The organism is Psychrobacillus sp. FSL H8-0510 (assembly GCF_038008345.1).
In the GTDB taxonomy this organism is placed as follows: domain Bacteria; phylum Bacillota; class Bacilli; order Bacillales_A; family Planococcaceae; genus Psychrobacillus; species Psychrobacillus psychrotolerans.
Map to the genome: position 1 here is coordinate 1845511 of NZ_JBBOYZ010000001.1, position 21641 is coordinate 1867151.

Below are 21641 nucleotides of genomic sequence, written 5' to 3' on the forward strand. Positions count from 1 at the left end.
CCTGAATACAGCATGAAATTATTTAGTAACTGTTACCTCTTTTTTTACTTCTTCTACATACGTTTGAATATCATTAAAACCTTCTAAGGAGCTTACCAAAATAGAAGCATCCACGATTGTAATCATTCGATTCTCTAAGTTAGCAACTGCTGTGAAATAACGTGTTTTCGTATAATTCACCAAACCAATTTGCTTTAGATTTTCTTGCTCAATATCTAAAATCTCTTTCGCTTCTTTCACAAGAAGTCCAACCGTCATATTTTCAGTATGCATCGTAACTACTCTTGCTAGTTCCTGATCGACACCACTGCGATTATACAAAATTTGTTCAAAATCAATAATCGGCACTAGCTCTCCACGAATCTTCATCAAACCTATTAAATAATTTGGTAAGTGTGGAATCGGGTTTACCTGTTCTAACTTTTCAATGGAAACTACATGTTCTATGGATACTGCATAATCTTCATTTCCACATTGAAATACTACTACCTTTTCATTGCTCAACGAAGTCACCTCCTATTTCATTCTGCCGCTACTAGAACGATCTCTACTATTAAATCGGCTAATTTCTCTAATTCTTCAATAGGCATGCGTTCATTTGTTGTATGAATTTCTTCATAACCCACAGACAAGATAACTGTAGGAATCCCAAATCCAGCAATTACATTGGCATCACTACCGCCACCACTAGTTTTAATCTCTGCAGTTCTTCCAATTCGTTCTACTGCACGTTTAGCAACCTGTACAACTGCATGTTCTTCTTCAAAATGAAATCCTGGATACATTAATTGCGTTTCTGTCACTGCTTTACCACCAAACTTTTCAGCAGTTTCAACGAATGTTGCTACCATATGTGCAACTTGGGCATCTAGTTTTTCTTTATTGATCGAGCGAGCCTCAGAAAGTATATGCACTTCATCACAGACGATATTAGTTGCTTGTCCACCTTCAAATCGACCAATATTAGCCGTAGTTTCGGCATCTAATCTACCTAATTTCATCGCAGAAATCGCCTTAGCAGCTAAAGTAATCGCAGAAATACCTTTTTCGGGAGCGACTCCTGCATGCGCAGTTTTTCCAGTAATGGTTGTCCATAGCTTAGATTGGAATGGAGCAGCCGTTACAATTCCACCAACCGTTCCATCGCTATCTATCGCATAGCCATATTTTGCAGTTAGTAAGGAAGCATCTAATTCTTTGGCTCCTACTAATCCACTTTCTTCTCCAGCCGTAATAACGACTTGAATATCGCCGTGTTTAATAGATTGTTCTTTCAAGCGGCGAATAGCTTCAAAAAGAGCAGCGATTCCAGCTTTGTCATCAGCACCTAAAATTGTTGTGCCATCAGAATATATATAACCATCTTCTTTAATAATGGGTTTAATGCCTTTTCCAGGTACAACAGTATCCATATGGACTGTAAAGTATATTGGATCTACATTTGCATTTGAACCCTTTAATGTTGCGATTAAATTGCCAGCTCCGTGTCCTGTTTTAGAAGCAGAATCGTCTTCCACAACAGTAAATCCAAGCTGCTCTAATTTGTCTTTTAAAATTGGTGCAATTACTTCTTCATGCTTTGTTTCTGAATCTATTTGAACTAATTCTAAAAATTCCTCAACTAATCGACTCATTGAAAAGTCTCCTTTTTATAATGGAATATTACCATGTTTTTTGTTTGGTCTAGTTTCTTTTTTATTACGCATCATCTCTAAAGATTGAATAAGTTTAATACGAGTTTCTCTTGGATCAATTACGTCATCTACCATTCCCATTGAAGCGGCTACGTATGGATTCGCAAACTTCTCACGGTACTCTTCAATTTTTTCTGCACGAACTGCTTCTGGATCTTCACTTTGGGCAATTTCACGGGCGAAAATGATATTAGCAGCGCCGTTTGGTCCCATTACAGCTATCTCTGCATTTGGCCATGCGAATACCACATCTGCTCCAATTGACTTGGAATTCAACGCAACATAAGCGCCGCCGTATGCTTTTCGTAAAATAACGGTTATTTTAGGAACGGTTGCTTCAGAATAAGCAAATAGGATTTTGGCACCGTGGCGAATAATTCCACCATGTTCTTGTTTAATACCTGGGAAGAATCCAGTAACATCTTCAAATGTAATGATTGGAATGTTGAAGGCATCACAAAAACGTATAAATCGAGCTGCTTTGTCCGAAGAATCTATATCTAAACCTCCAGCCATTACTTTTGGTTGGTTACAAACTAAACCAACTACTTCTCCTTTAATACGTGCAAGACCAATCACGATATTTTTAGCGAATTCTTTTTGTACTTCTAAGAAAGAACCTGTATCCACTACTTGATCAATAACTTTTCGGATATCGTATGGGCGAATAGCTTCATAAGGTACGACATCTGCTAAGTCAGGACGATTATCATCCTCTTCTGGTACATCAGCGATAGTAGGTTTTTCTTCAAAGCTTTGTGGTAAATAACTTAAAAGTAATCGAACGCTTTCTAATACTTCCTCTTCAGTTTTCCCACGGAAATGTGCATTTCCACTAATTGTGTTATGTACTTTTGAACCACCAAGATCTTCTGCAGAAATCTTCTCCCCGGTAACAGTTTCAATTACCTTCGGACCTGTGATAAACATTTGGCTCGTTTCATCCGTCATAAACACAAAGTCAGTTATAGCTGGCGAATACACTGCGCCACCAGCACATGGTCCTAAAATGACAGAGATTTGAGGAATAACTCCCGAGTAAATAGCATTACGATAAAAAATTTGACCATATCCATCCAGTGATACAACACCTTCTTGAATACGAGCACCACCAGAGTCATTTAACCCTATGAAAGGTGCTCCGTTTTTAGCTGCTAAATCCATGACGTTTGCAATTTTGAGTGCATGCATTTCTCCTAAAGCTCCGCCAAAGACAGTGAAATCTTGTGAAAACAGATAAATGGGACGACCATTTACTTTCCCATACCCAGTAACTACTCCATCACCTGGGCCCTCTTGCTTATCCATACCAAAGTCTACTGTACGATGTTTGATAAAAGGACTTAACTCTACAAATGAATCTTTATCTACTAATAATTCAATTCGTTCCCGGGCAGTCAGCTTCCCTTTTTCATGCTGTTTCTCAATACGTTCATCTCCGCCACCAAGTTCGATTTTACGTTTGCGATCATATAAGTCATTGATTTTTTCATAAATATCCATATTATTTCTCTCCCCCGGTTTTATCGACTAATTCGTAAAGCACTCCACGAGATGCTTTTGGATGTATAAATGCTACCTGAGCACCATGAGCACCTGCTTTTGGAGTTTCCTGTATAAGTCGGACGCCCTTTTCTTTCAGCTCGTCCAAACGCTGTTGTATACTAGTAACTCCAAAAGCTATATGATGAATACCTTCACCCTTTTTTTCAATATACGAATGAATCGTACTTGTTTCATCGATTGGTTGAAGTAATTCTAAATGGACATTCCCGCTATCGATAAACGCTACACGAACTTTTTCTGATGGAACATCTTCAATATGTAATAGTTTTAATCCCAATGTATCTATGTAATAAGGAAGAGAGTCTTCAATACTTTTAACAGCAATCCCGATATGATCAATTTTCTCCATTTTTACACCCCTCTATTAAATAACTATAAAATAATACTATTGGATATTCGTTGCAGTCCGAAGTCGAGCCCGTGTCATTATGACCCTTTTCTCGAATTGACTGCATACGGCAGAAAGCATTCCTACTTTTTAAGTATACTCCTTTGGGGTCCCGACTTTCTCACTAGACTCACCGAAGTTGCCAGCTTTCACTTCTATCAAAAAATGTGTAGTAATAAACTGATAGATTTTGCAAAATTATATTGTCACAATCCGCATGCAGATAATAACAACATTAGAACGTATCTCTATGCAAAGATTCAATCTATGAAAAAGGCTATCTACAATGTCCCTAAGATTCCAATATCAAGTGATTACAGAAAATTTAAAATAACCCTTTTTCTATTGTACCTATTTCAAAAAAAAATCTCTACCTCTTGTGCATTTTTATGTTTTTGTTAAAATAAAGGTACAAGCTAAAGGAGAGAAATTATGCGCAACCAAACTTTTCGTAAAATTATTGTGTATTTAATGATTTTTGTAATGGTAATGTCTACATTACTATTCGGTCTAAGCTTCATCCTTTAATGTCAAAACCTGTTTCTATCGTGTCCAAAGGACTTTGAACAGGCGTTTGCCATTCTATTACCAAGTGAATTTTAGGGATGCTGGTTGGTTGTGACGATGTCATAACCAACCAGCATCTCTTTTTCTTGCAAAATCTTATGATGTTTACCTGTTCATCGCCATAATATATTAAAAAAGTTCAATTTATGGATCTTTGAGAAATGATAAAAACCAGCGAATGCATTTAGATGCTTCCGCTGGTTTTTATTATTTAAACTTCTTCGCAGTATTCTTCAAATAATTCTTGAAGATGTGTAATGACAGATGTAGGTGCATGACCTTCTATTTCGTGACGACCGATTTCTGCTACAGGTTGTCCGTCTTTTAACAGAACAAATGATGGAGAAGAAGGCAAGTGATCATCTCCGAATAGATTACGCGCTTGTTGAGTAGCCAATTTGTCTTGACCAGCAAAAACAGTTACTAAATGGTCTGGACGTTTATCATAATGTACAGAGTTTGCCGCAGCAGGGCGTGCAATTCCTCCAGCACATCCACATACAGAGTTTACCATTACTAAAGTTGTTCCTTGACGAGCAAATGCTGCATCTACTGCCTCAGGTGTTTCAAGTTGCTCATAACCTGCTGCGTCCATTTCTCCACGAGCTTGTACTAGTATATCGTTCATATATAAATTGAAATCCATATTCATTTATGCCACTCTCCTTTTTTTACTATGTTAATCTTATCAGATTATCCGTTTGGATTCGAGGAAAATAGATCGTCCACCGCTTGGGAAACTGTTATTTTTTCATCTCGCACTAAATGTTCTAAAGTTGCCATAGCTTGCTTTTTAATAGTGGATGAAAAAAAGTCATCGTATAATCGATCCACAATCATCGTTTTAAACCATTCAATTGTTTGTTCTCTTCTTCTATGTTGCCAAACCGACTTTTCTTTCATCACTTGCTGGAAGTGTAGTATATTTTCCCATACTACATCTAATCCAATTTTATATAGCGAAGATACTGCAAGTGCTGGAGTTTGCCAATTAGGTGAAGACGGTGCTAAAAAATGGAGGATTTGTTTGTACTCCGCAACCGTTTTTTTAGCTAGCTTTTCATTGGATCCATCTGCTTTATGGACAATAATAGCATCCGCAAGCTCCATGATTCCTTTTTTCATCCCCTGCAATTCATCTCCGGCACCTGTAAGCGCTAATAACAAAAAGAAATCAACCATACCCCTTACTATTGTCTCACTTTGACCGACTCCAACCGTTTCCACTAAAATGACATCGTATCCAGCAGCCTCGCAGAGAAGCATTGTCTCTCGAGATTTTTTATGCACGCCACCAAGTGTCCCAGCAGTAGGCGAAGGTCTGATAAACGCATTCGGGTGCTTAGCAAGCTCTTCCATTCTCGTTTTATCTCCGAGAATACTGCCTCCAGTCAAAGATGAACTAGGATCGATGGCTAATACCGCAACTTTATATCCTTGATCACAAAGCATTTTACCAAATGCCTCGATAAATGTACTTTTTCCTACTCCAGGCACCCCTGTTATTCCAATACGTATACTATTGCCAGTACACGGAAGTAAGTTTTTTAGTAATTGCTGTCCAATTTGCTGTTGATCATTTACTGTACTCTCAATATACGTTATAGCTTTAGCTAAATGCAGCCTGGAGCCACTTTGAATTTGTCGGATATATTCCTCTTCATTAATTTGAAGAGGCTTTCTTTTAGAAAACTTTTTAATAGAAGCTTTCCCCACCCCATCATGTTGCGATTTAATGCCATTCATCACATGCATAGAAGATTCGTTATTATTATCCGTTTTTGACATTAACCTTCTACTTCCTCGTAGCCAAGACGCTTGTATATCTCTTCGATCACTTTTTGTGCAGCAACCGGAATAACTGTTCCTGGTCCGAAAATAGCGGAGGCACCATTTTCACGTAGAAAAGCATAATCCTGAGCTGGAATTACACCACCAACAACAATTAGTATATCCTCTCTACCAAGCTTAGCCAATTCCTCTTTCAATGAAGGAACTAATGTCATATGACCAGCTGCTAAAGAACTTACACCAACAACGTGGACATCATTTTCGACTGCTTGCAGTGCAGTTTCTGCAGGTGTTTGGAATAGCGGGCTAATATCTACGTCAAATCCTAAATCAGCAAATGCAGTTGCAATAACCTTAGCTCCACGGTCATGTCCGTCTTGACCCATTTTGGCGATTAAAATACGTGGACGACGGCCTTCATTTTCACGGAAGTCTTCTGCCATTTGTTTTACTGCATTAATCTCTTCTGCATCATTAAAGTTAGCACTATATATACCACTCACTGAACGGATCACCGCCTTATGTCTTCCAGCCACTACTTCAATAGCATCGGAGATTTCTCCAATAGTAGCACGTTCTCTAGCCGCTATAACAGCAGCTTCTAACAAATTGGTTTCCCCATTTTTTGCGGTTTCTGTTAAATCTGCTAATGCTTTTTGAACTGCTTTTTCATTACGGTTTGCTTTGACTTTGTCTAAGCGCTCCATTTGTTTTTGACGAACGACTGTATTATCTATGTTTAAAATATCTATTGCATCTTCTTGTTCCAAACGATATTTGTTAACCCCAATGATTATTTCTTTCGAAGAGTCGATTTGCGCTTGTTTTTTTGCAGCTGCTTCTTCTATTTTCATCTTAGGCAAGCCCGTTTCAATCGCTTTTGCCATACCGCCTAACTCTTCAATTTCTTCTATCAAAGTCCAAGCTTTTTCCATTAATTCATTTGTTAATGTTTCAACATAATAGGACCCGCCCCATGGATCGATTACTTTCGTCATATTCGTTTCTTCCTGGAGGAATAATTGAGTATTTCGAGCAATTCGGGCAGAGAAATCCGTTGGCAATGCTATCGCTTCATCTAAAGCATTTGTATGAAGTGACTGCGTGTGACCCATTGCAGCAGCATTAGCTTCTACTAAAGTTCTTGTCACATTATTGAATGGATCTTGTTCTGTTAAGCTCCAACCAGATGTTTGTGAGTGCGTACGAAGAGCAAGAGATTTAGGGTTTTTTGGATCAAAGCTTTGCATCATTTGTGCCCATATTCTACGAGCTGCACGCATTTTCGCTATTTCCATGAAATAATTCATGCCGATTGCCCAGAAGAACGAAAGTCTAGGTGCAAAGGCATCAATATCTATTCCAGCTTCTAGACCTGTTCGTACATATTCTAAGCCATCGGCCAACGTATAGGCTAATTCTATATCCGCAGTAGCCCCAGCTTCTTGCATATGGTAGCCAGATATAGAGATAGAGTTAAACTTAGGCATTTTTTTAGCTGTATAAGCAAATATGTCCGCAATAATTTTCATCGACATTTCTGGAGTATATATATACGTATTACGCACCATATATTCTTTTAATATGTCATTTTGTATCGTCCCGGCTAACTGATCCGGAGTTACTCCTTGTTCTTCTGCAGTCACAATATAGAAAGCTAAAATTGGGAGAACTGCTCCGTTCATCGTCATCGACACAGACATTTTATCCAACGGAATCCCATCAAATAAAATCTTCATATCTTCCACCGAATCTATGGCTACTCCTGCTTTCCCAACATCCCCTGTAACACGTTCATGATCGGAGTCATAGCCGCGATGCGTTGCTAAATCGAATGCAACGGACAGGCCTTTTTGACCCATAGCCAAGTTTCTTCTATAGAAAGCGTTACTTTCTTCTGCTGTTGAAAATCCAGCATATTGGCGGACCGTCCAAGGCTTTGCCACATACATCGTCGGATAAGGTCCTCTAGTGTTTGGAGCAATCCCAGGTAAGTCATTTACATGCGGTAAGGTAGATGAATCTTCTCGATTGTATAAGGACTTTAAATGAATTCCTTCATTCGTTAAAAAGGATTCAGTTGCACTAGGTGTTGCGTTACTTTCTTTTTGTAACACCTGTTCAATAGATACTTTATCGTAATTAGGCATGGTCATTTGAATCCTCCTTTTTTGCAAGTGCTAACAGTTCAAAGCCTTTTTCAAAAAGAGATTGCCCTGCAAAAATTCTACCGTTTAATCCAGCTTCTAGCCAATCAGCATACTCTTCAAACTGACCTGCAACATCTAGTGGAATCGATATATTTTCATTTAGGATAGCTGGAACTAATCCAGCTGACTGCTCATCGTTTCCAACAAAGACCCCGTAGTCTATTTCATTTTCGTCAATCCATTTTTGCATCTCAAACGGCTTTAAGTTTTCGGGTGCAACTATTGATTTCAAACCAATAGAACTTAAATACCCACTTACGAAATCCATACGAGCTTTGTACTCTTTTAAAAGGCCATATGGAAAAATAGCAGTTATTAAAGGATTGCTCAAAAATGCTTGTCTCAATTGTTCAAATGGTTCTGCTAATCGTTTATAGCCTGTATCATTCAGCTTGAATATTAAAGAATCATCTGGGTTAGCGTACACATTAGTCCCGATTAAAGATTTTTTGCGAGTAGCAAGTGTTTCCAACTGTTCTACCCATTTGGACTCTGCTCTTTCTTGCAGTTTAACCGTTGCTAATTCGAATGACTTTTCTTTTATCAACTCCAAGAATAATGCCCATGCTTTTTCAACTAATTGTTTCGTCAGTGTCTCAATGTAATAAGAGCCACCTGAAGCGTCCATCACTCGTTGAATATGTGTCTCTTCCTTTAATACTAACTGCATATTCCGTGCAATTCTCTTAGATGTTGGATTTGCACTTGTTAATATGTCATGTGGAAAGCTTGTTACACTGTCCGCACCTCCAAGTACTGCCGCAAGCGTACTATTTGCTGCTCGTAAAATATTCACAGTTGCATCAAGTGCTGAGAATGATCTCAAGGAAGTTTCAGCATGGACAGGAATAGCATTGATATTCTCCTGTCCATGTGCTTCTCCAAATGCTTTCCAAAGTACCCGAAATGCACGGATTTTCGCAATTTCCATAAAGAAATTAGTGTCCACAGAAAATTGAGCGAATGCTTTTTCTGCGATTCTCTCTATACTGCTTTTTTGAGTCATGTAATCTGCCTGTAGTAAGACACTCACTAACTCACTAACAGCGTCGCCTCCTGCTTGGTGAATAGCTGTCCCATCCAAGTAAACAGTTCTTGTATGAGGCATATCCGTATCACTAGATCCTTTAACAGCACCTTTGATTGTTTTGAAACTATGTATGAATGTTGGATCATGAGATATATCAAGCAGTACTGGATGTAGCTCAACCAAAGCAGATAATTCTTCCAATTGGGATTTAGTCCACTGATGATGAGCTTCTAGCTTGTAATGTATTATGTTATTTCCTTTTGCTAAGGAATCTTGTAAATCTATTAATATATCTTCACTGGTATTCCCCGTCGCCTGCTGTGCAATGAGCCAATCAGCAGTTTGTTTAGCGCTTCGTATAGAATTTGTTTGTTGTATAGACATATTTTCCAAATCGGCTAATGAATAAAGCGGTTTCAAAATAATTTCCTCTAAAGTCTTGGTAGAAAGAGATTCTAATGATTTACCCTTAAGTGATTTAACGGCAACTTGCTCCCACTCGGAAAGTGTTGCTTCTTTAAATTCCGTTTGTTTCATATCTTGTATAGTCATAAAATCGCTTTCGCTTCCCCCTCTGGTGTTACTTTAACCTAATGATATTTTACATCAGAAGAGTGTTGGATGAAAGAGCTATTGTATATCAACATTAAATACATTGTTTAAAATGCGCTAATGCTTAAATTTTTTAGAATATATTCATTATTTTGTGAATTTCAATTTAAATCACTATTTTATATGGTAAAATGGAAAAATCTTAATAGAATTGGGGAATGAGAATGGTCACATTTGATAAGCCAGAAGTAGAACAATTTTTTCAGACTTTAACGGTGGAAAACTTCACTGTCAGTCCTGATGAAAAGCAATTAGTAATTAGTTCAAATCTGAATGGTCACTTTAATATTTGGGGAATGGATTTACCAAGCCAATTCCCGTATCCACTAACATTTAATAATCAAAGTGTAGATTTCTTAACATACGCTAAAACTGGTGAATTTATGGTGGCTGGTTTTGATACAGATGGAGATGAGAATACACAAATTTACGCCCTTTCGCCTCAAGGTGGAAAACTTATTTCACTTCGTAGTAATGAAGGCGAACGACATTTCTTCAACTACTTGACGACAGATGGAAAACGTCTTTATTATTCAACAACAACAGGAAATGCTTCCTTCCTTAATAGTCATCTATACGATATAGAAACCGGAGAAGATAAAGTTTTATTGGAAGGAACAATTGCTCCTACTTCTATAGAGGCTGTTTCTCCAGCTGAAAAAACTTTTGTTTCAAGTAAACAATTTGGAAATACATACTCTCTAGCCTATGTTCATATTGGTAATGAGACTTTCCTTATGACGCCTGAGACGAAAGAGCAGCACACAGTATCAGAAGCACTTTACACTTCAGAAACAGAAATCTACTTTTTAACAAATTATAATTCTGATTTAACCTATTTAGCGAAGTTCGACTTAGAAGCGAAGGAATTCAAGAAAGTCTTAGAAATAGAGAAAGAGGATTTTTCTAGTATCCATTTTTCTAAGAAAACAGCGAGCCTCTATCTAGTTGGATCTTATGGAGTAGAAGACCGGCTTTATGAATTCCATTTAACAAGTGAGACACTTAAAGAAGTCAAAGCACCGACTAGTGTCGTAGAAAAAGTAGTCATTATGCCATCAGGTAATCTATATATCCAAGGAAGAACTTCTACAAGACCAAACAATGTCTTTGTATCGAAAGATAACAGCGAATCATGGGAAGAGTTAACTCGTTTTCGAATTCCAGGGGTTCCAGAGGAGATACTAGTAGAACCTACTATTTTAACTTACCCTTCTTTTGATGGTCTAGAAATCGAGGCCCTACTTTTCCAAGCAAAAGAAGAGTATTCCAATGGCCATGTTATTCTGTGGCCACATGGTGGTCCTCAATCCCTGGAGAGAAAATGGTTTCGTTCCATGTTCCAATTCCTTCTAAACAGAGGGTATTCCATTTTCGCACCAAACTTCCGCGGCTCTTCTAACTACGGCTTGAAGTTCATGAAAATGGTAGAAGGTGATTGGGGACATGGACCCCGCCTGGATAATTTGGAAGGATTAGAATGGTTAATAAAAGAAGGATATGTGGAAAGAGATAAGATTCTCCTACTTGGTGGAAGTTATGGTGGTTATATGTCTCTTTTACTACACGGACGCCATGCCGAGTATTTCAAGGCAGTTGTAGATATATTCGGTCCTAGTAATCTATTCTCATTTGTAGATTCCGTACCTGAGTTTTGGAAATCATTTATGATTCAATGGGTAGGTGACCCAGTAAAAGACAAGGAGAAGTTCATAGAGGATTCTCCAATTACTTATTTAGATGGGATGACAAAACCTATGCTAGTTATCCAAGGAGCTAATGATCCTCGTGTTGTCCAAAAAGAATCCGACCAGATTGTCGCTGCATTGAAGGAAAAAGGCAGAGATGTGGAATATATTGTTCTACCGGATGAAGGTCATGGTTTCTCCAAAAAACAAAATGAAATTTTTGTGTATAGTAAAATGTTGGAATTCTTAGATCGGTTTATTTAATCTAAATCTTCCTAAACTACGTAATACTAAAAAGCAGGATAACCATAATAATGGTTAGTCTGCTTTTCTTTTATATTCATTAACCTCGTTGTTGTTCTTTCGTTGGTCCCATAACACCCGGTACAGGAAGTCCTGCTTGACGTAGAAGGACCGTCATTTGACCACGATGATGTGTTTGATGATCAAGAAGTTTGTGTAGCAAAACTCCTCTAGTTGTTTCTCCTGCAAAGCTTTGAATCTTCTCGATCAATCTGTCATCTGTAAGATTAGTTTTCGCTTCCGTTTTAACTGCCTCGACGATTTTTTTATATGTTTCGACAATGTCTTTAACCGTTACTGCTTCTTTGTTTTTATCAACGGCTGCCTCCACATTTAATCCTACTAATCCTGCGAAAAATACGGGACTTGTCGCAAGATGCCACCCTAACCAACCAAGAGTACTATGTCCTTCAACAATCGCTTGATCTAATTTTTCATCAGTTAATGACTGGAGCACGCTTAATGTCCCCTCTGCTGCATCAGACCAATCCGTTATAAAATCATTTACCGTTCTATACAATTATATCGACTCCTATTCGTTCATACTTTCTTTTCCATTGTAAGTAGTCTTCAAGGTTAATTCAACTATAGTAATCCGCGACTATAGAAGTTATAGACATAACTTAGTTTCTAGTATGCATATGATACTTGACGGGTTCCTCTAGCGAAAGGAGTTTTACTTTGGCCGATACTACAAAAAAACATTTATACTGGTGGTTTATATTGATAATCTTCCTCTTAGGAATAGTAACTTTTGCAAATATAATAGACCATACAGAAAAGGAACAAACAGTTAAAGAAGATATTTCTGCCTTGCCATTTTATAAAAAAATGGCAAAAGAAGAGCTAAAAGAAAAAATGGTACAAAGTCATAAAACACCAGAAGTAATTGCAGCAGCATTAATTATGCAAGATTTCGGAATAACCCCGCAAGAAAAAGAAGATGCCGTACTTTCTTCTAGATTTGAAAGTGGTGTAGTCGAAACGATTGCATTAGAGCAAAACTTTAAATCTGCTGAATCCTTAAAGTTGTCCATATTAAACCGTACAGTAGACTTTATGAAGGCGATGAACGCACTTGATGATGTTAGCCAAGCCACATTAATAGTACAAGCGCCCCTAACAGATCGTTATGGCAATGTGGAAAATGGAGATGTAATGGTAGTTCTAATGAGCAAAGAAACGTTAAATAAAATTAACTTTGAAAACTTTAATCCAGAGAATCTCTCTTTCGTGGCAGATAGCTACTGGGAACACCCCGCTTTATCATTACCATAATAAAAATGCCAATACTCTGACTCAAAAAACCCCATTTCAAATAGAAATGGGGTTTTTTGAGTCATATAGAGTTACCGGTCACTTTTCATCAATCGTATAGCCTGTATCGATAGTCTAACGAGTAATACCGCACATAAGAACAGTCCCACATATGCTGCTGTATTCAAGTAGACTGCAAATTCTGCCTCTATAAACTGACCAATTGCAAGGAGGGCAACGGATATAATACCGAAAGTAATGCCTACCATAAGCAAGATGAAGCGAGAAAATAATTGCGTAACAAACATAGAATTACTTTTATCTGAAAAGATATCATGATGTAACGTAATTTTGCCACTTTCCACTCGCTGAATGAGATGATCTACTCTTCTTGGTATTTTACGTAAGGTAGGTAATAGTAATGCGAATTCCTCTTCCAACCGCTCTATTGTCTGCTTTGGTTGTTTAAATGGCTTTTTCCATAACGAAGCCATATATTCAGTAGAATATTCTTTCGCTTCATTAAAAATGTCAAAGTCCCTTTTTATCATGTGTAATGTTCCGTCAAGTGTGATCAGTGCTCTAAGTGCAATTCCTACCGATGGGTAGAAAGATAATCCGAATTTATGGACTACTTCAAAGAAGGCTTGTATCAATTCCTCTGTTGGAATATGAGAAATATAGGAAATCCGCAACAATAATTGCGCCATTGCATGTTCTAACTTCTCTCGCTCAACATGATCTACATCTTCCACTAGTAGTGACAGTGCATCAAAGAGAATATCCGCATCATTGTGTTGAATGCCTAATAAGAATAACTTCATACCTTCCTGCTGAGGTTGTGCCAATCGACCCACAGCTCCAAAGTCTAAGAAAATAGGAGTTCCGTCTACATCATCTATAAAGATATTGCCTGGATGTGGATCTGCATGAAAGATTCCAGAATACAGTAATTGATCAAAAAATGAATATAAGACAGTCCTTGCAAACTGTTCTCTGTCCGCTCCAAGTGATCTAAATAACGTATCTCCATTTGCTACACTCTGTCCATGAATGTATTCAAAAACAATTAAATGATTATTGCTTAGTTCCGTGTATATATGAGGTATTCTCACTTTATACGAACTATCTTGCAAGGCAGTAGTGACTTGGATAGCATTTCGCATTTCAATCTCAAAATTAACTTCTTCTCTTAAATTTTCTGCAAATCCAATTGCAAGCTCGCGAAACCCAAGTTTTTCAGCCCATGTAGATTTGTCAGAGAACCATGAAGCAAAGTCTACTAATATATTTAAATCATCACGCATCATATCTTTTATATCAGGCCGTAAAATTTTCACTACTACTTCTTTATTGTTTTCACGAAGAATAGCTTTATGTACTTGCCCTATAGATGCTGATGCAAGAGGTGTCAAATCGAATTCAATAAACATATCCTCCATATTATATGGTAGATGAGCTGCTAAAATGGAATTGACCTGTTCATTGGTTAAAGGTTTTACATGCTGCTGAAGTAATTCGAGTTCCTTTATGAAAGCAACAGGCAATATATCTCCTCTTGTAGAAAGTACTTGCCCAAACTTCACAAAAATTCCACCAGATTGCTCCAATGTTTGTCTAAAAGCTTTTGCTAGTTCACGTTCGCTTTCTTTAAACTTCGAATATTTTATTGTCCGTGAAATACCATTTTTCATAGCAATTTGGACAACTTGTCTCATTCGCCTCTGACCACGCCACTGTTTTCGTAAACGAATCCAAATGGATTTATTGCCCGATACTCTTTGCCCTTTTTCTCCAATGGCCATTGGATCAAATAATTCAAAGAAAAGATACAGTAACATAGAGATGAGCAACATACTTCCAATCCATATGATTGTGCTGACATCCATGTATGTATAAACAAAACTCTCAGACATGAAATCTGTTCCGCGCAAATAAGCATACCAATATACAAAGGAAGTAAAGAAAACGCTTATTACTACTGCCAAAATACGTTTGATGAAATTAATCTGTGAGCCCATTAAACGCCCACTAACAAAAAAGATGAAGCTTGAGATTACTAAAACTTGAAATAATATCTTCACATAAATCACGAAAAGCACATCCTTTCATTCACTTATTATCTGTTCCCTTTCTTTCATTCTATTAATCTTCAATCGCTTTCACAAATAAATTCCATATTAAATTTAGTGTATAAAGACATTAATGTTACTAATACTACATGAATAACACTGAAATGAGGATGAGGTATGTATTATTACAAAGAAGAATTGATAAGCCAAATTGTTCCAGACCAGCCAGATCCAGCTGCCGCAAAGGTTTTACAAGAAATATTAGGCGGTCATTATGGTGAAATGCGAACGATGATGCAGTACTTTTTCCAAAGTTCCAACTTTAGAGGAAAAGATACGCAATTCCGCGATTTATTGCGTGGTGTATTTCTAGAGGAAATTGCACATGTAGAACTTGTACAAAATACGATCAACCAATTATTAAATGATTCCGGTGAATCTGCTGTTCCTGGCAATGCAGGTGTAGATGGGGCACCACTAAATGATGCCGTCAAACACGCCAATCCACACCACTTTATCATTGGTGCTCAAGCTTCATTGCCAGTAGATGCAGCAGGGAATCCTTGGAATGGATCATGGGTTTACAGTCACGGTAATTTAATCGGAGATTTACTCAACAATCTTGTGCTAGAATCTACGGGTGTGCTACAAAAAACGAGGATATATGAAATGAGCTCTAACAAGGCATTCCGAGAAACGCTTGCGTTCCTTATTGTACGGGATAATTCCCATCAGAATGCATTTGCAAAAGCATTAGAAACGTTAGGAGTACAATGGGGCAAACTCTTCCCTGTCCCGAATTATGATATTAACAAATACCCAGAATGCCGAAAGTATATAGATATGGGTTATCACAATTCCGCATTTAACTTCCGACTAGATCCAAATAGATTGGCTGAAATAATTCAGGGAACTACTCCTAGTCGTAATGGGGGTACTATGATGGTTACTGATCCACCCGCTGGTTTTCCAGTACCATTAATGCCCGAAATGCCAAATGAACATAGTCCAGGTCTAAGTGATATGCAAAATTAACGACGAAAAACTCAAGTAGAATTTTTACTTGAGTTTTTCGCCGTTTATAAATGACTGTTACTCCTCTTGTATGAACTTTACAACATTATATTCACAAGTTGGACAGACCATTAAATGTGGACATATTTGGTCTTTGGCTGTGTTTGGATAGCCATCCCCCATTTTTACCGTCTCCTCGTCATTATAATGACCATACGGATCTAAAAAATCAGATACTTTTCCTGAGTTCTCTAGCGGGGAATTACATGTTGGGCAATCGATATTTAATACTTTTAATGAGTTACATAGAGGACAAACAGCCATTGTATCTCTCCTTTTTGTTTTCTTACTTAGTATCAATCTGTACAAAGAGTTTATACAGATTCATCGAGTAATAATCGAAAGGCAGAAAAGTTTAGTACTGCAGTAATTATGTTAAAAGATTTAATACCGGTGGTAATAACAGTAAAAATATTGCACTTAAAATAAGGTATTTTGATAGTTTCTTCGGGAGTTTTTGTCTCCCTTTCCCTTTATACCAACCACTAAATTGCCACTTATTTCTATAAAGAACAAAAAATAAAACAAAAGCGGCAATAAAACCGAAACCAGCATATTTTTCTGCAGTAATTCCTATTTTCAAGTAAATTGAATTTATTACAAAGGTGATTATGCCAACTACAATAAAAAACAGAAAAATAATTCGGATTAACTCCAGTAATGTTCTCATTTTTATCTCCTGTCGTTGTTGATGATACTTATTACACGTTAAATCTCATATCCTATTTTTTTCGTCCAATTGGTAAAACCAATTTTCAATAACTTCTCAGCCGCTTCAGCTGGACTCATTTGAAAAGAATTTTTTACCCAAATTGTTAAATATCCAATCGTTCCATAACTGGCAAATATGGCATAATCCTGATCTTCGAATACAAGTAGTAAATGAGCCGCCAATCTATTGGACAGTTTTTGAATAGCGTTCGTATCAGAGAATTCTAATTCATAAAACGAACGATATTCAAAAATATGTTCGCATAAGTGAAGAGTCATTGGTTTACCCCATTGGTTGAATTCCATTTCATAAAACGATAGAAAATGGCCATTCAAGGTGCGTCTTACATCCTCCATCAGCTCATATTTATCTGCAAAATGCAGATAAAAAGTAGAGCGAGAAAACCCAGCCTTTTGAATAATTTCTTTTACTGACAACTCTTCAAAGCTTTTTTTGTGTAACAACTGTAAAAATGCTTCAATGATCGTTTCTTTGCCTATTTTCAATTGTGACACCCCTCTGGACATTCTGAGTGAAACTGTCTTGTTACTTCATGGACGAATGCGTTTACAATAATGGTATAACAAGCATAGGAGGAAGTAAACATGACAAAAAACGTTTATGTAATTACAGGTGGTTCAGGTGGAATGGGTAAAGCAACTGCTGAACTAGTGGGTAATAAAGGAACTCTATTATTAGCAGATGTTTCGGAAGAACGATTGATCCTAACGAAAGAAGAACTGGCAGCTAAAGGTATTACTGATGTACACTATCAAACAGTTGATATCACCTCAAAAGAAAATGTTGCTCTCTTAGCCAAAAAAACTTCCCAGTTAGGTACATTGAAAGGTCTTGTTCACACTGCTGGTCTATCACCTACAATGGCAGATTCTAAACGCATTACAGAGGTGAATTTAGTAGGTACAGGAATTATACTAGATGCATTTCTTCCACTAGCAACTTTAGGTACTTCAGTTGTTTGTATCTCCTCTATGAGTGGACACATGGCTCCTCGACAAGGACCTTATACAGAAATCTTAAAAAATCCGTTAGCTGATAATGTAATTGAAACAATGGAACAGTTTTCCCAAGGCGACTCAGGTGCATCATATAGTCTTTCTAAATTAGGAGTGCTTCTAATTGTAGAAGACCAAGCCTGGGCTTGGGGGGAGAAAGGTGCTCGAATTACATCCATTTCACCTGGTACGATAAATACGCCTATGGGTCGCCAAGAAGCTTCCCAACAAGAGCAGATGAAAATGATGCTGGAGATTACGCCTTTACGACGTGAAGGTGAAGCATCTGAAATTGCTACAGCTGTTGAGTTCTTACTTAGCGATGCCGCTTCATACATTACGGGTATTGACTTACGCGTTGATGGTGGCACTATCGCTAATTTAAATCGCGTTCAAGGGTTAAAAAACCAAGAATAATCACAAAAATTATATTTGAAAGTAGATAGAGACTGATTTATTCTATCTACTTTTTTTTGTTGTTAGAAAACTCATAAGTTTAAATCTAGTAAATAGAGGTACATATAAACTAAGCCTACAAATCTTAAATATATACTGGAGGAAGAAAACATGAAAAGAAAAATGATTGCTTTACCATTAGCTTTATCATCTTTATTAATACTTGGTGCTTGTGGAGATGACGAGGATACGGAAATAAAGGATATTGAAGTAAATGACCCAATGTTAGAGGATGATGGAGAAAATGATACAGGCATTGAAAACGAAGCAAATAATGAGGAAGAAAAAATAGAGGACGTAGAAGAAAATGAAGAGCCAGAAACGCAGGATGAAGGTTCTGTAAACGATTCAGTTGATGATGCGAACGACTAAACATTAGCTCAAACGCCTGATGTTGTCACCAATAAAAGCACTATTCACTTTTAGTGAATAGTGCTTTTATTAATGCTTGCAGTACCCGCCATAGACAAAAAAAGAAACGTTTGAGCAACGTTCCCCTTCTTATTTTTTAAATAAAGCTCATAGGAAAACTACGTAAAATCTCTTAAACTTTTAATGTATTCCCATATGGTTCAAAAATCCATGTTTACATACTTTCTAATTCATTGTTCCTTTTTTAGGAATCCAAATATTCTTCTTTTAAGATAGAATAATGTACACTATCTACTAGTTGTCCTTTGATCATTTGGTTTTTACGAAGGATACCCTCACATTTCATACCTAAACGATCCAATACTTTTCCAGAAGCACTATTCTTAACCTCATGTGCTGAAAATACACGCTCTAGCCCCATTACATTAAAAGCTAAACTTAGTATTAGTTTCCCCGCTTCTGTCATGTAGCCTTTACCCCAGTAATGCCTATTTAATGTAAAGCCTAGGTCTCCACTTTTGTTCCAATCATCCACCCTAAACTCGATAGCGCCTACCATTTTGTTGCTTTCTCTCAGTACAATAGCATATTTACCGATAGGCTCTTTCACAAAATAATTTGCAATTAAATTTTTAGTTTGCTCCAAATCTTTATGTTGTTTATAAATAAAACGTGTAGTTTCTTCATCAGATGTATATTCAAACATATCTTCAGCATCATTGAGCGTAATTGGACGTAATAAGAGACGTTCACTTTCCATCTGATTGTGCTTAACTAGTAATAGGTTTAAATTATTCATGTGCTCTCTCCACTTCATTTCTCTGTTTTTCTGCTGTTATATCTACTGGCATTTTTAATTACTTACTTCCGATTAGTCCTCATAAAAATGACTCCCTCGTTTTATAAAGTACGGATATAGTAATCAAAAGTTTCGTTATTGATAGGGACTTTTCACGTTACCTTTTCAGTTCCTAAATTTCTTTATCGCAGTTACTAAAATGGCAATAAGAAAAACAATAATACTGTTTACTATTAGATATTGTCCTAGTTGGAAACCATAAAATATTGCAAAAGCATCACGAATAATAAATACTGCTAATGCCCCACCCATTGTCCCAAATAAAACTGCTAATAACAATATTATAAAGGCAGCAAAATATAGACTTTTCTTTTTTCTGTAATATATAAACCCAATAACATTTGAAATAATGATAAAAAAATACATAAGTATTATAAGAAAGATATCCATAGAATGCCCCTTTGACAAACATATTTTACCGATAAAACTAGAAACCTCTATGAGTAAAGCACTCGTAAGACAAAGAAATTTCAGTTAATTAATCTATTGTATAGTACATGAGTACATTCAAAAATGATAGCAGTTAATAATTTACTCTTTAAAATCAATTATGATGCCATTCTCACTTGTTATATGATCTTGAAATGCCTCTGCATTATAATATTCATCTAACTCGTGTAGAATCATATGCAAGTCATCTAAAATCGGATCTCCTTTTTCTACCTCATTGTCAATAGCTTGCTCAGCTAATTGAACAGCCATTTGAAATTCCTCTATTTTTTCTTCGCCAGGCACAATTTCATTTAAATAAAATAATATACTATCTAGATATCTCTTATAGGTAGAATAATCCATACGACCTGGTAGAAATATAGCATTATCTGTAATAAGTGCAGCTCTTAGGTGAGCGACATAGAGATTGTAGTTTGAGTCCGCATAATCATAATCCTCATGCGTATTAAGTTTCTCAGGATACCAAAAATAATCAAAGTATGCACCAACTTCTAATTCTTCTTTTTCCTTCTCGTCATCTTCAGTTGCTATAACCTCCGTTGGTTCTTCTCCATTTTGATTCAAAATTAATTCACTTTCTGTATTAGAATCAGCAGCATTTTCTTTGGTACCTTCTATATTATTAGAGACAAAATTAAATCCGAAGATTAATAGTCCAACCGAAAATGCTAATGTAAGACCGTTCGCAAAATAGCTGTTTTTCTTTTTGCGTTTCTTTTCTATTTCATCGATTTTTCCTAATACTCTTTTTTTATTTTCTTCTGTAAATGTAGTGTTTATTTTTTCTTCAAAATTAAATTCTTTTAAATGTTTATCCAAGAATGATACCCCCTTCATTTATTAATTCTCTTAATTTACTTCTTGATCGAGACAAACGTGATTGTAATGTCGGTTCCTTCTCGTTTAATATGTAGCTAATCTCTTTGATAGATAATTCTTTGAAGTAATAAAGAATAACGACTTCTCTATATTTAATAGGCAATTCCATTACTTTCTCAAAGAGACCTTCCTTGATAGTGCTTTGTAGGTACTCTTCTGGTACTTCATTTAATTTTGAGGATATTGAATACCTACTAATTCTCTCGATTAATTTACTTTGACGTAAACGATGACCTCTCAAATGATCTTTACACTTATTCGCAGCAATTGCGTAAATCCAGCTTTTAAGTGATGATTTACCTTTATATGTACTTAGTTTCAAATATACAGTCACAAAGACTTCTTGCGTTACATCATCTGTATCCGCTTCATTATGTAAGTAGGTATAAACAAATTTTTTAACATCGTTACCGTATGTATTCATGATAATTTCTACAGCCTTAATCGGATTAGCTTTTAGCACATCTAGGCCATTTAGTCCGTAAGAATTGAAATGAATCGGTAATATTTCCTTACTATCCAACAAAATCTCCCCTTTCCATCTCTCTATATATAAGACGATAGTAATCATGAATATATTGCGTTTTTTCAATAATTAATTAAATTCAGGAAACTAAAATATATATTCGATTAAGCGGAAGG

General features: G+C 36.6%; 23 protein-coding genes. 6 read left to right on the plus strand and 17 right to left on the minus strand.

Annotated features, from left to right (window positions below):
- Positions 1 to 18 precede the first annotated feature (18 nt).
- The 4 genes from MHI40_RS09050 to mce are packed head-to-tail and all read right to left on the minus strand — an operon-like array spanning position 19 to position 3609.
- Positions 19 to 504 carry a chemotaxis protein CheW gene (locus MHI40_RS09050; RefSeq protein ID WP_093534055.1) on the minus strand — a complete coding sequence of 162 codons (486 nt, stop codon included), beginning with the start codon at positions 502 to 504 and terminating at the stop codon, positions 19 to 21.
- 17 nt (positions 505 to 521) lie between these two features.
- Positions 522 to 1634, minus strand: coding sequence for a M20/M25/M40 family metallo-hydrolase (locus MHI40_RS09055; protein WP_093534053.1), 1113 nt, complete (start codon positions 1632 to 1634; stop codon positions 522 to 524).
- Between the two features lie 15 nt (positions 1635 to 1649).
- On the minus strand, positions 1650 to 3197 hold the full coding sequence (locus MHI40_RS09060; RefSeq protein WP_093534051.1) for an acyl-CoA carboxylase subunit beta: 1548 nt from the start codon (positions 3195 to 3197) through the stop codon (positions 1650 to 1652).
- A gap of 1 nt (position 3198) precedes the next feature.
- Positions 3199 to 3609 carry a methylmalonyl-CoA epimerase gene (gene mce / locus MHI40_RS09065; protein ID WP_093534049.1) on the minus strand — a complete coding sequence of 137 codons (411 nt, stop codon included), beginning with the start codon at positions 3607 to 3609 and terminating at the stop codon, positions 3199 to 3201.
- 471 nt (positions 3610 to 4080) lie between these two features.
- On the opposite strand from mce, the gene prli42 reads away from it, so the two are divergent.
- On the plus strand, positions 4081 to 4176 hold the full coding sequence (prli42, locus tag MHI40_RS09070) for a stressosome-associated protein Prli42 (RefSeq protein ID WP_175496143.1): 96 nt from the start codon (positions 4081 to 4083) through the stop codon (positions 4174 to 4176).
- A gap of 250 nt (positions 4177 to 4426) precedes the next feature.
- Here the strand turns inward: prli42 and MHI40_RS09075 are convergent, their stop codons facing one another.
- From MHI40_RS09075 to MHI40_RS09090, 4 genes are read right to left on the minus strand one after another with little or no spacing between them, the layout of a single operon-like run.
- Positions 4427 to 4867, minus strand: a complete 441-nt coding sequence (locus MHI40_RS09075) for a BrxA/BrxB family bacilliredoxin (RefSeq protein ID WP_093534047.1) — start codon at positions 4865 to 4867, stop codon at positions 4427 to 4429.
- A 41-nt stretch (positions 4868 to 4908) separates the two neighbouring features.
- Positions 4909 to 6003: a methylmalonyl Co-A mutase-associated GTPase MeaB gene (meaB, locus tag MHI40_RS09080; RefSeq protein WP_340762352.1), complete on the minus strand. Its 1095-nt coding sequence runs from the start codon at positions 6001 to 6003 to the stop codon at positions 4909 to 4911.
- Entirely contained in the window at positions 6003 to 8156 is a 2154-nt protein-coding gene (gene scpA, locus MHI40_RS09085) for a methylmalonyl-CoA mutase (protein WP_445678281.1), read from the minus strand. The genes meaB and scpA overlap by 1 nt, the downstream gene beginning before the upstream one ends.
- On the minus strand, positions 8149 to 9798 hold the full coding sequence (locus MHI40_RS09090; protein ID WP_340762354.1) for a methylmalonyl-CoA mutase family protein: 1650 nt from the start codon (positions 9796 to 9798) through the stop codon (positions 8149 to 8151). The genes scpA and MHI40_RS09090 overlap by 8 nt, the downstream gene beginning before the upstream one ends.
- A gap of 224 nt (positions 9799 to 10022) precedes the next feature.
- Between MHI40_RS09090 and MHI40_RS09095 the strand changes: the two genes are divergently transcribed.
- Entirely contained in the window at positions 10023 to 11810 is a 1788-nt protein-coding gene (locus MHI40_RS09095) for a S9 family peptidase (RefSeq protein ID WP_340762355.1), read from the plus strand.
- 79 nt (positions 11811 to 11889) lie between these two features.
- Here MHI40_RS09095 and MHI40_RS09100 read toward each other — a convergent pair whose 3' ends face one another.
- Positions 11890 to 12369, minus strand: a complete 480-nt coding sequence (locus MHI40_RS09100) for a DinB family protein (protein ID WP_340762356.1) — start codon at positions 12367 to 12369, stop codon at positions 11890 to 11892.
- A gap of 161 nt (positions 12370 to 12530) precedes the next feature.
- Between MHI40_RS09100 and MHI40_RS09105 the strand changes: the two genes are divergently transcribed.
- Positions 12531 to 13127, plus strand: coding sequence for a hypothetical protein (locus MHI40_RS09105; RefSeq protein ID WP_340762357.1), 597 nt, complete (start codon positions 12531 to 12533; stop codon positions 13125 to 13127).
- Between the two features lie 71 nt (positions 13128 to 13198).
- Here the strand turns inward: MHI40_RS09105 and MHI40_RS09110 are convergent, their stop codons facing one another.
- On the minus strand, positions 13199 to 15199 hold the full coding sequence (locus tag MHI40_RS09110; RefSeq protein ID WP_340762358.1) for an ABC1 kinase family protein: 2001 nt from the start codon (positions 15197 to 15199) through the stop codon (positions 13199 to 13201).
- Positions 15200 to 15355: 156 nt separating this feature from the next.
- On the opposite strand from MHI40_RS09110, the gene MHI40_RS09115 reads away from it, so the two are divergent.
- Positions 15356 to 16213, plus strand: coding sequence for a manganese catalase family protein (locus MHI40_RS09115; protein ID WP_340762359.1), 858 nt, complete (start codon positions 15356 to 15358; stop codon positions 16211 to 16213).
- Between the two features lie 57 nt (positions 16214 to 16270).
- Here MHI40_RS09115 and MHI40_RS09120 read toward each other — a convergent pair whose 3' ends face one another.
- The 3 genes from MHI40_RS09120 to MHI40_RS09130 form a co-directional block, all read right to left on the minus strand.
- Complete coding sequence (locus MHI40_RS09120) at positions 16271 to 16516, minus strand: hypothetical protein (RefSeq protein WP_093534031.1); 246 nt, start codon at positions 16514 to 16516, stop codon at positions 16271 to 16273.
- 106 nt (positions 16517 to 16622) lie between these two features.
- Positions 16623 to 16922, minus strand: a complete 300-nt coding sequence (locus MHI40_RS09125) for a hypothetical protein (RefSeq protein WP_340762360.1) — start codon at positions 16920 to 16922, stop codon at positions 16623 to 16625.
- A gap of 38 nt (positions 16923 to 16960) precedes the next feature.
- Positions 16961 to 17470 (minus strand): TetR family transcriptional regulator, encoded by a 510-nt coding sequence (locus MHI40_RS09130; RefSeq protein ID WP_340762361.1) that lies wholly within the window; start codon positions 17468 to 17470, stop codon positions 16961 to 16963.
- Positions 17471 to 17569: 99 nt separating this feature from the next.
- Between MHI40_RS09130 and MHI40_RS09135 the strand changes: the two genes are divergently transcribed.
- Together MHI40_RS09135 and MHI40_RS09140 are read left to right on the plus strand one after the other, a co-directional pair.
- Positions 17570 to 18397: an SDR family oxidoreductase gene (locus tag MHI40_RS09135; protein ID WP_340762362.1), complete on the plus strand. Its 828-nt coding sequence runs from the start codon at positions 17570 to 17572 to the stop codon at positions 18395 to 18397.
- 150 nt (positions 18398 to 18547) lie between these two features.
- Complete coding sequence (locus MHI40_RS09140; protein WP_093534023.1) at positions 18548 to 18808, plus strand: hypothetical protein; 261 nt, start codon at positions 18548 to 18550, stop codon at positions 18806 to 18808.
- A 244-nt stretch (positions 18809 to 19052) separates the two neighbouring features.
- Here MHI40_RS09140 and MHI40_RS09145 read toward each other — a convergent pair whose 3' ends face one another.
- The 4 genes from MHI40_RS09145 to MHI40_RS09160 all read right to left on the minus strand — a co-directional run bounded on the left by MHI40_RS09145 (position 19053) and on the right by MHI40_RS09160 (position 21522).
- Positions 19053 to 19607 (minus strand): GNAT family N-acetyltransferase, encoded by a 555-nt coding sequence (locus tag MHI40_RS09145; protein ID WP_340762363.1) that lies wholly within the window; start codon positions 19605 to 19607, stop codon positions 19053 to 19055.
- Between the two features lie 165 nt (positions 19608 to 19772).
- Positions 19773 to 20057 (minus strand): 3-isopropylmalate dehydrogenase, encoded by a 285-nt coding sequence (locus MHI40_RS09150; protein WP_340762364.1) that lies wholly within the window; start codon positions 20055 to 20057, stop codon positions 19773 to 19775.
- A 141-nt stretch (positions 20058 to 20198) separates the two neighbouring features.
- Entirely contained in the window at positions 20199 to 20939 is a 741-nt protein-coding gene (locus MHI40_RS09155; RefSeq protein ID WP_340762365.1) for a polyphosphate kinase, read from the minus strand.
- The gene (locus tag MHI40_RS09160) at positions 20932 to 21522 is read right to left on the minus strand and encodes a sigma-70 family RNA polymerase sigma factor (RefSeq protein ID WP_340762366.1); all 591 of its coding nucleotides are present in this window, start codon (positions 21520 to 21522) and stop codon (positions 20932 to 20934) included. Before MHI40_RS09160 ends, MHI40_RS09155 begins: the two co-directional genes overlap by 8 nt.
- Between the last annotated feature and the right edge of the window lie 119 nt (positions 21523 to 21641).

What these genes read in the sequence shown, in the direction of transcription:
- MHI40_RS09055 (WP_093534053.1), bottom strand. Translation starts at nt 1,634, where the DNA reads ATGAGTCGATTAGTTGAGGAATTTTTAGAATTAGTTCAAATAGATTCA.
- MHI40_RS09060 (WP_093534051.1), bottom strand. Translation starts at nt 3,197, where the DNA reads ATGGATATTTATGAAAAAATCAATGACTTATATGATCGCAAACGTAAA.
- mce (WP_093534049.1), bottom strand. Translation starts at nt 3,609, where the DNA reads ATGGAGAAAATTGATCATATCGGGATTGCTGTTAAAAGTATTGAAGAC.
- prli42 (WP_175496143.1), top strand. Translation starts at nt 4,081, where the DNA reads ATGCGCAACCAAACTTTTCGTAAAATTATTGTGTATTTAATGATTTTT.
- MHI40_RS09075 (WP_093534047.1), bottom strand. Translation starts at nt 4,867, where the DNA reads ATGAATATGGATTTCAATTTATATATGAACGATATACTAGTACAAGCT.
- meaB (WP_340762352.1), bottom strand. Translation starts at nt 6,003, where the DNA reads ATGTCAAAAACGGATAATAATAACGAATCTTCTATGCATGTGATGAAT.
- scpA (WP_445678281.1), bottom strand. Translation starts at nt 8,156, where the DNA reads ATGCCTAATTACGATAAAGTATCTATTGAACAGGTGTTACAAAAAGAA.
- MHI40_RS09090 (WP_340762354.1), bottom strand. Translation starts at nt 9,798, where the DNA reads ATGACTATACAAGATATGAAACAAACGGAATTTAAAGAAGCAACACTT.
- MHI40_RS09095 (WP_340762355.1), top strand. Translation starts at nt 10,023, where the DNA reads ATGGTCACATTTGATAAGCCAGAAGTAGAACAATTTTTTCAGACTTTA.
- MHI40_RS09115 (WP_340762359.1), top strand. Translation starts at nt 15,356, where the DNA reads ATGTATTATTACAAAGAAGAATTGATAAGCCAAATTGTTCCAGACCAG.
- MHI40_RS09120 (WP_093534031.1), bottom strand. Translation starts at nt 16,516, where the DNA reads ATGGCTGTTTGTCCTCTATGTAACTCATTAAAAGTATTAAATATCGAT.
- MHI40_RS09125 (WP_340762360.1), bottom strand. Translation starts at nt 16,922, where the DNA reads ATGAGAACATTACTGGAGTTAATCCGAATTATTTTTCTGTTTTTTATT.
- MHI40_RS09135 (WP_340762362.1), top strand. Translation starts at nt 17,570, where the DNA reads ATGACAAAAAACGTTTATGTAATTACAGGTGGTTCAGGTGGAATGGGT.
- MHI40_RS09140 (WP_093534023.1), top strand. Translation starts at nt 18,548, where the DNA reads ATGAAAAGAAAAATGATTGCTTTACCATTAGCTTTATCATCTTTATTA.
- MHI40_RS09145 (WP_340762363.1), bottom strand. Translation starts at nt 19,607, where the DNA reads ATGAATAATTTAAACCTATTACTAGTTAAGCACAATCAGATGGAAAGT.
- MHI40_RS09150 (WP_340762364.1), bottom strand. Translation starts at nt 20,057, where the DNA reads ATGGATATCTTTCTTATAATACTTATGTATTTTTTTATCATTATTTCA.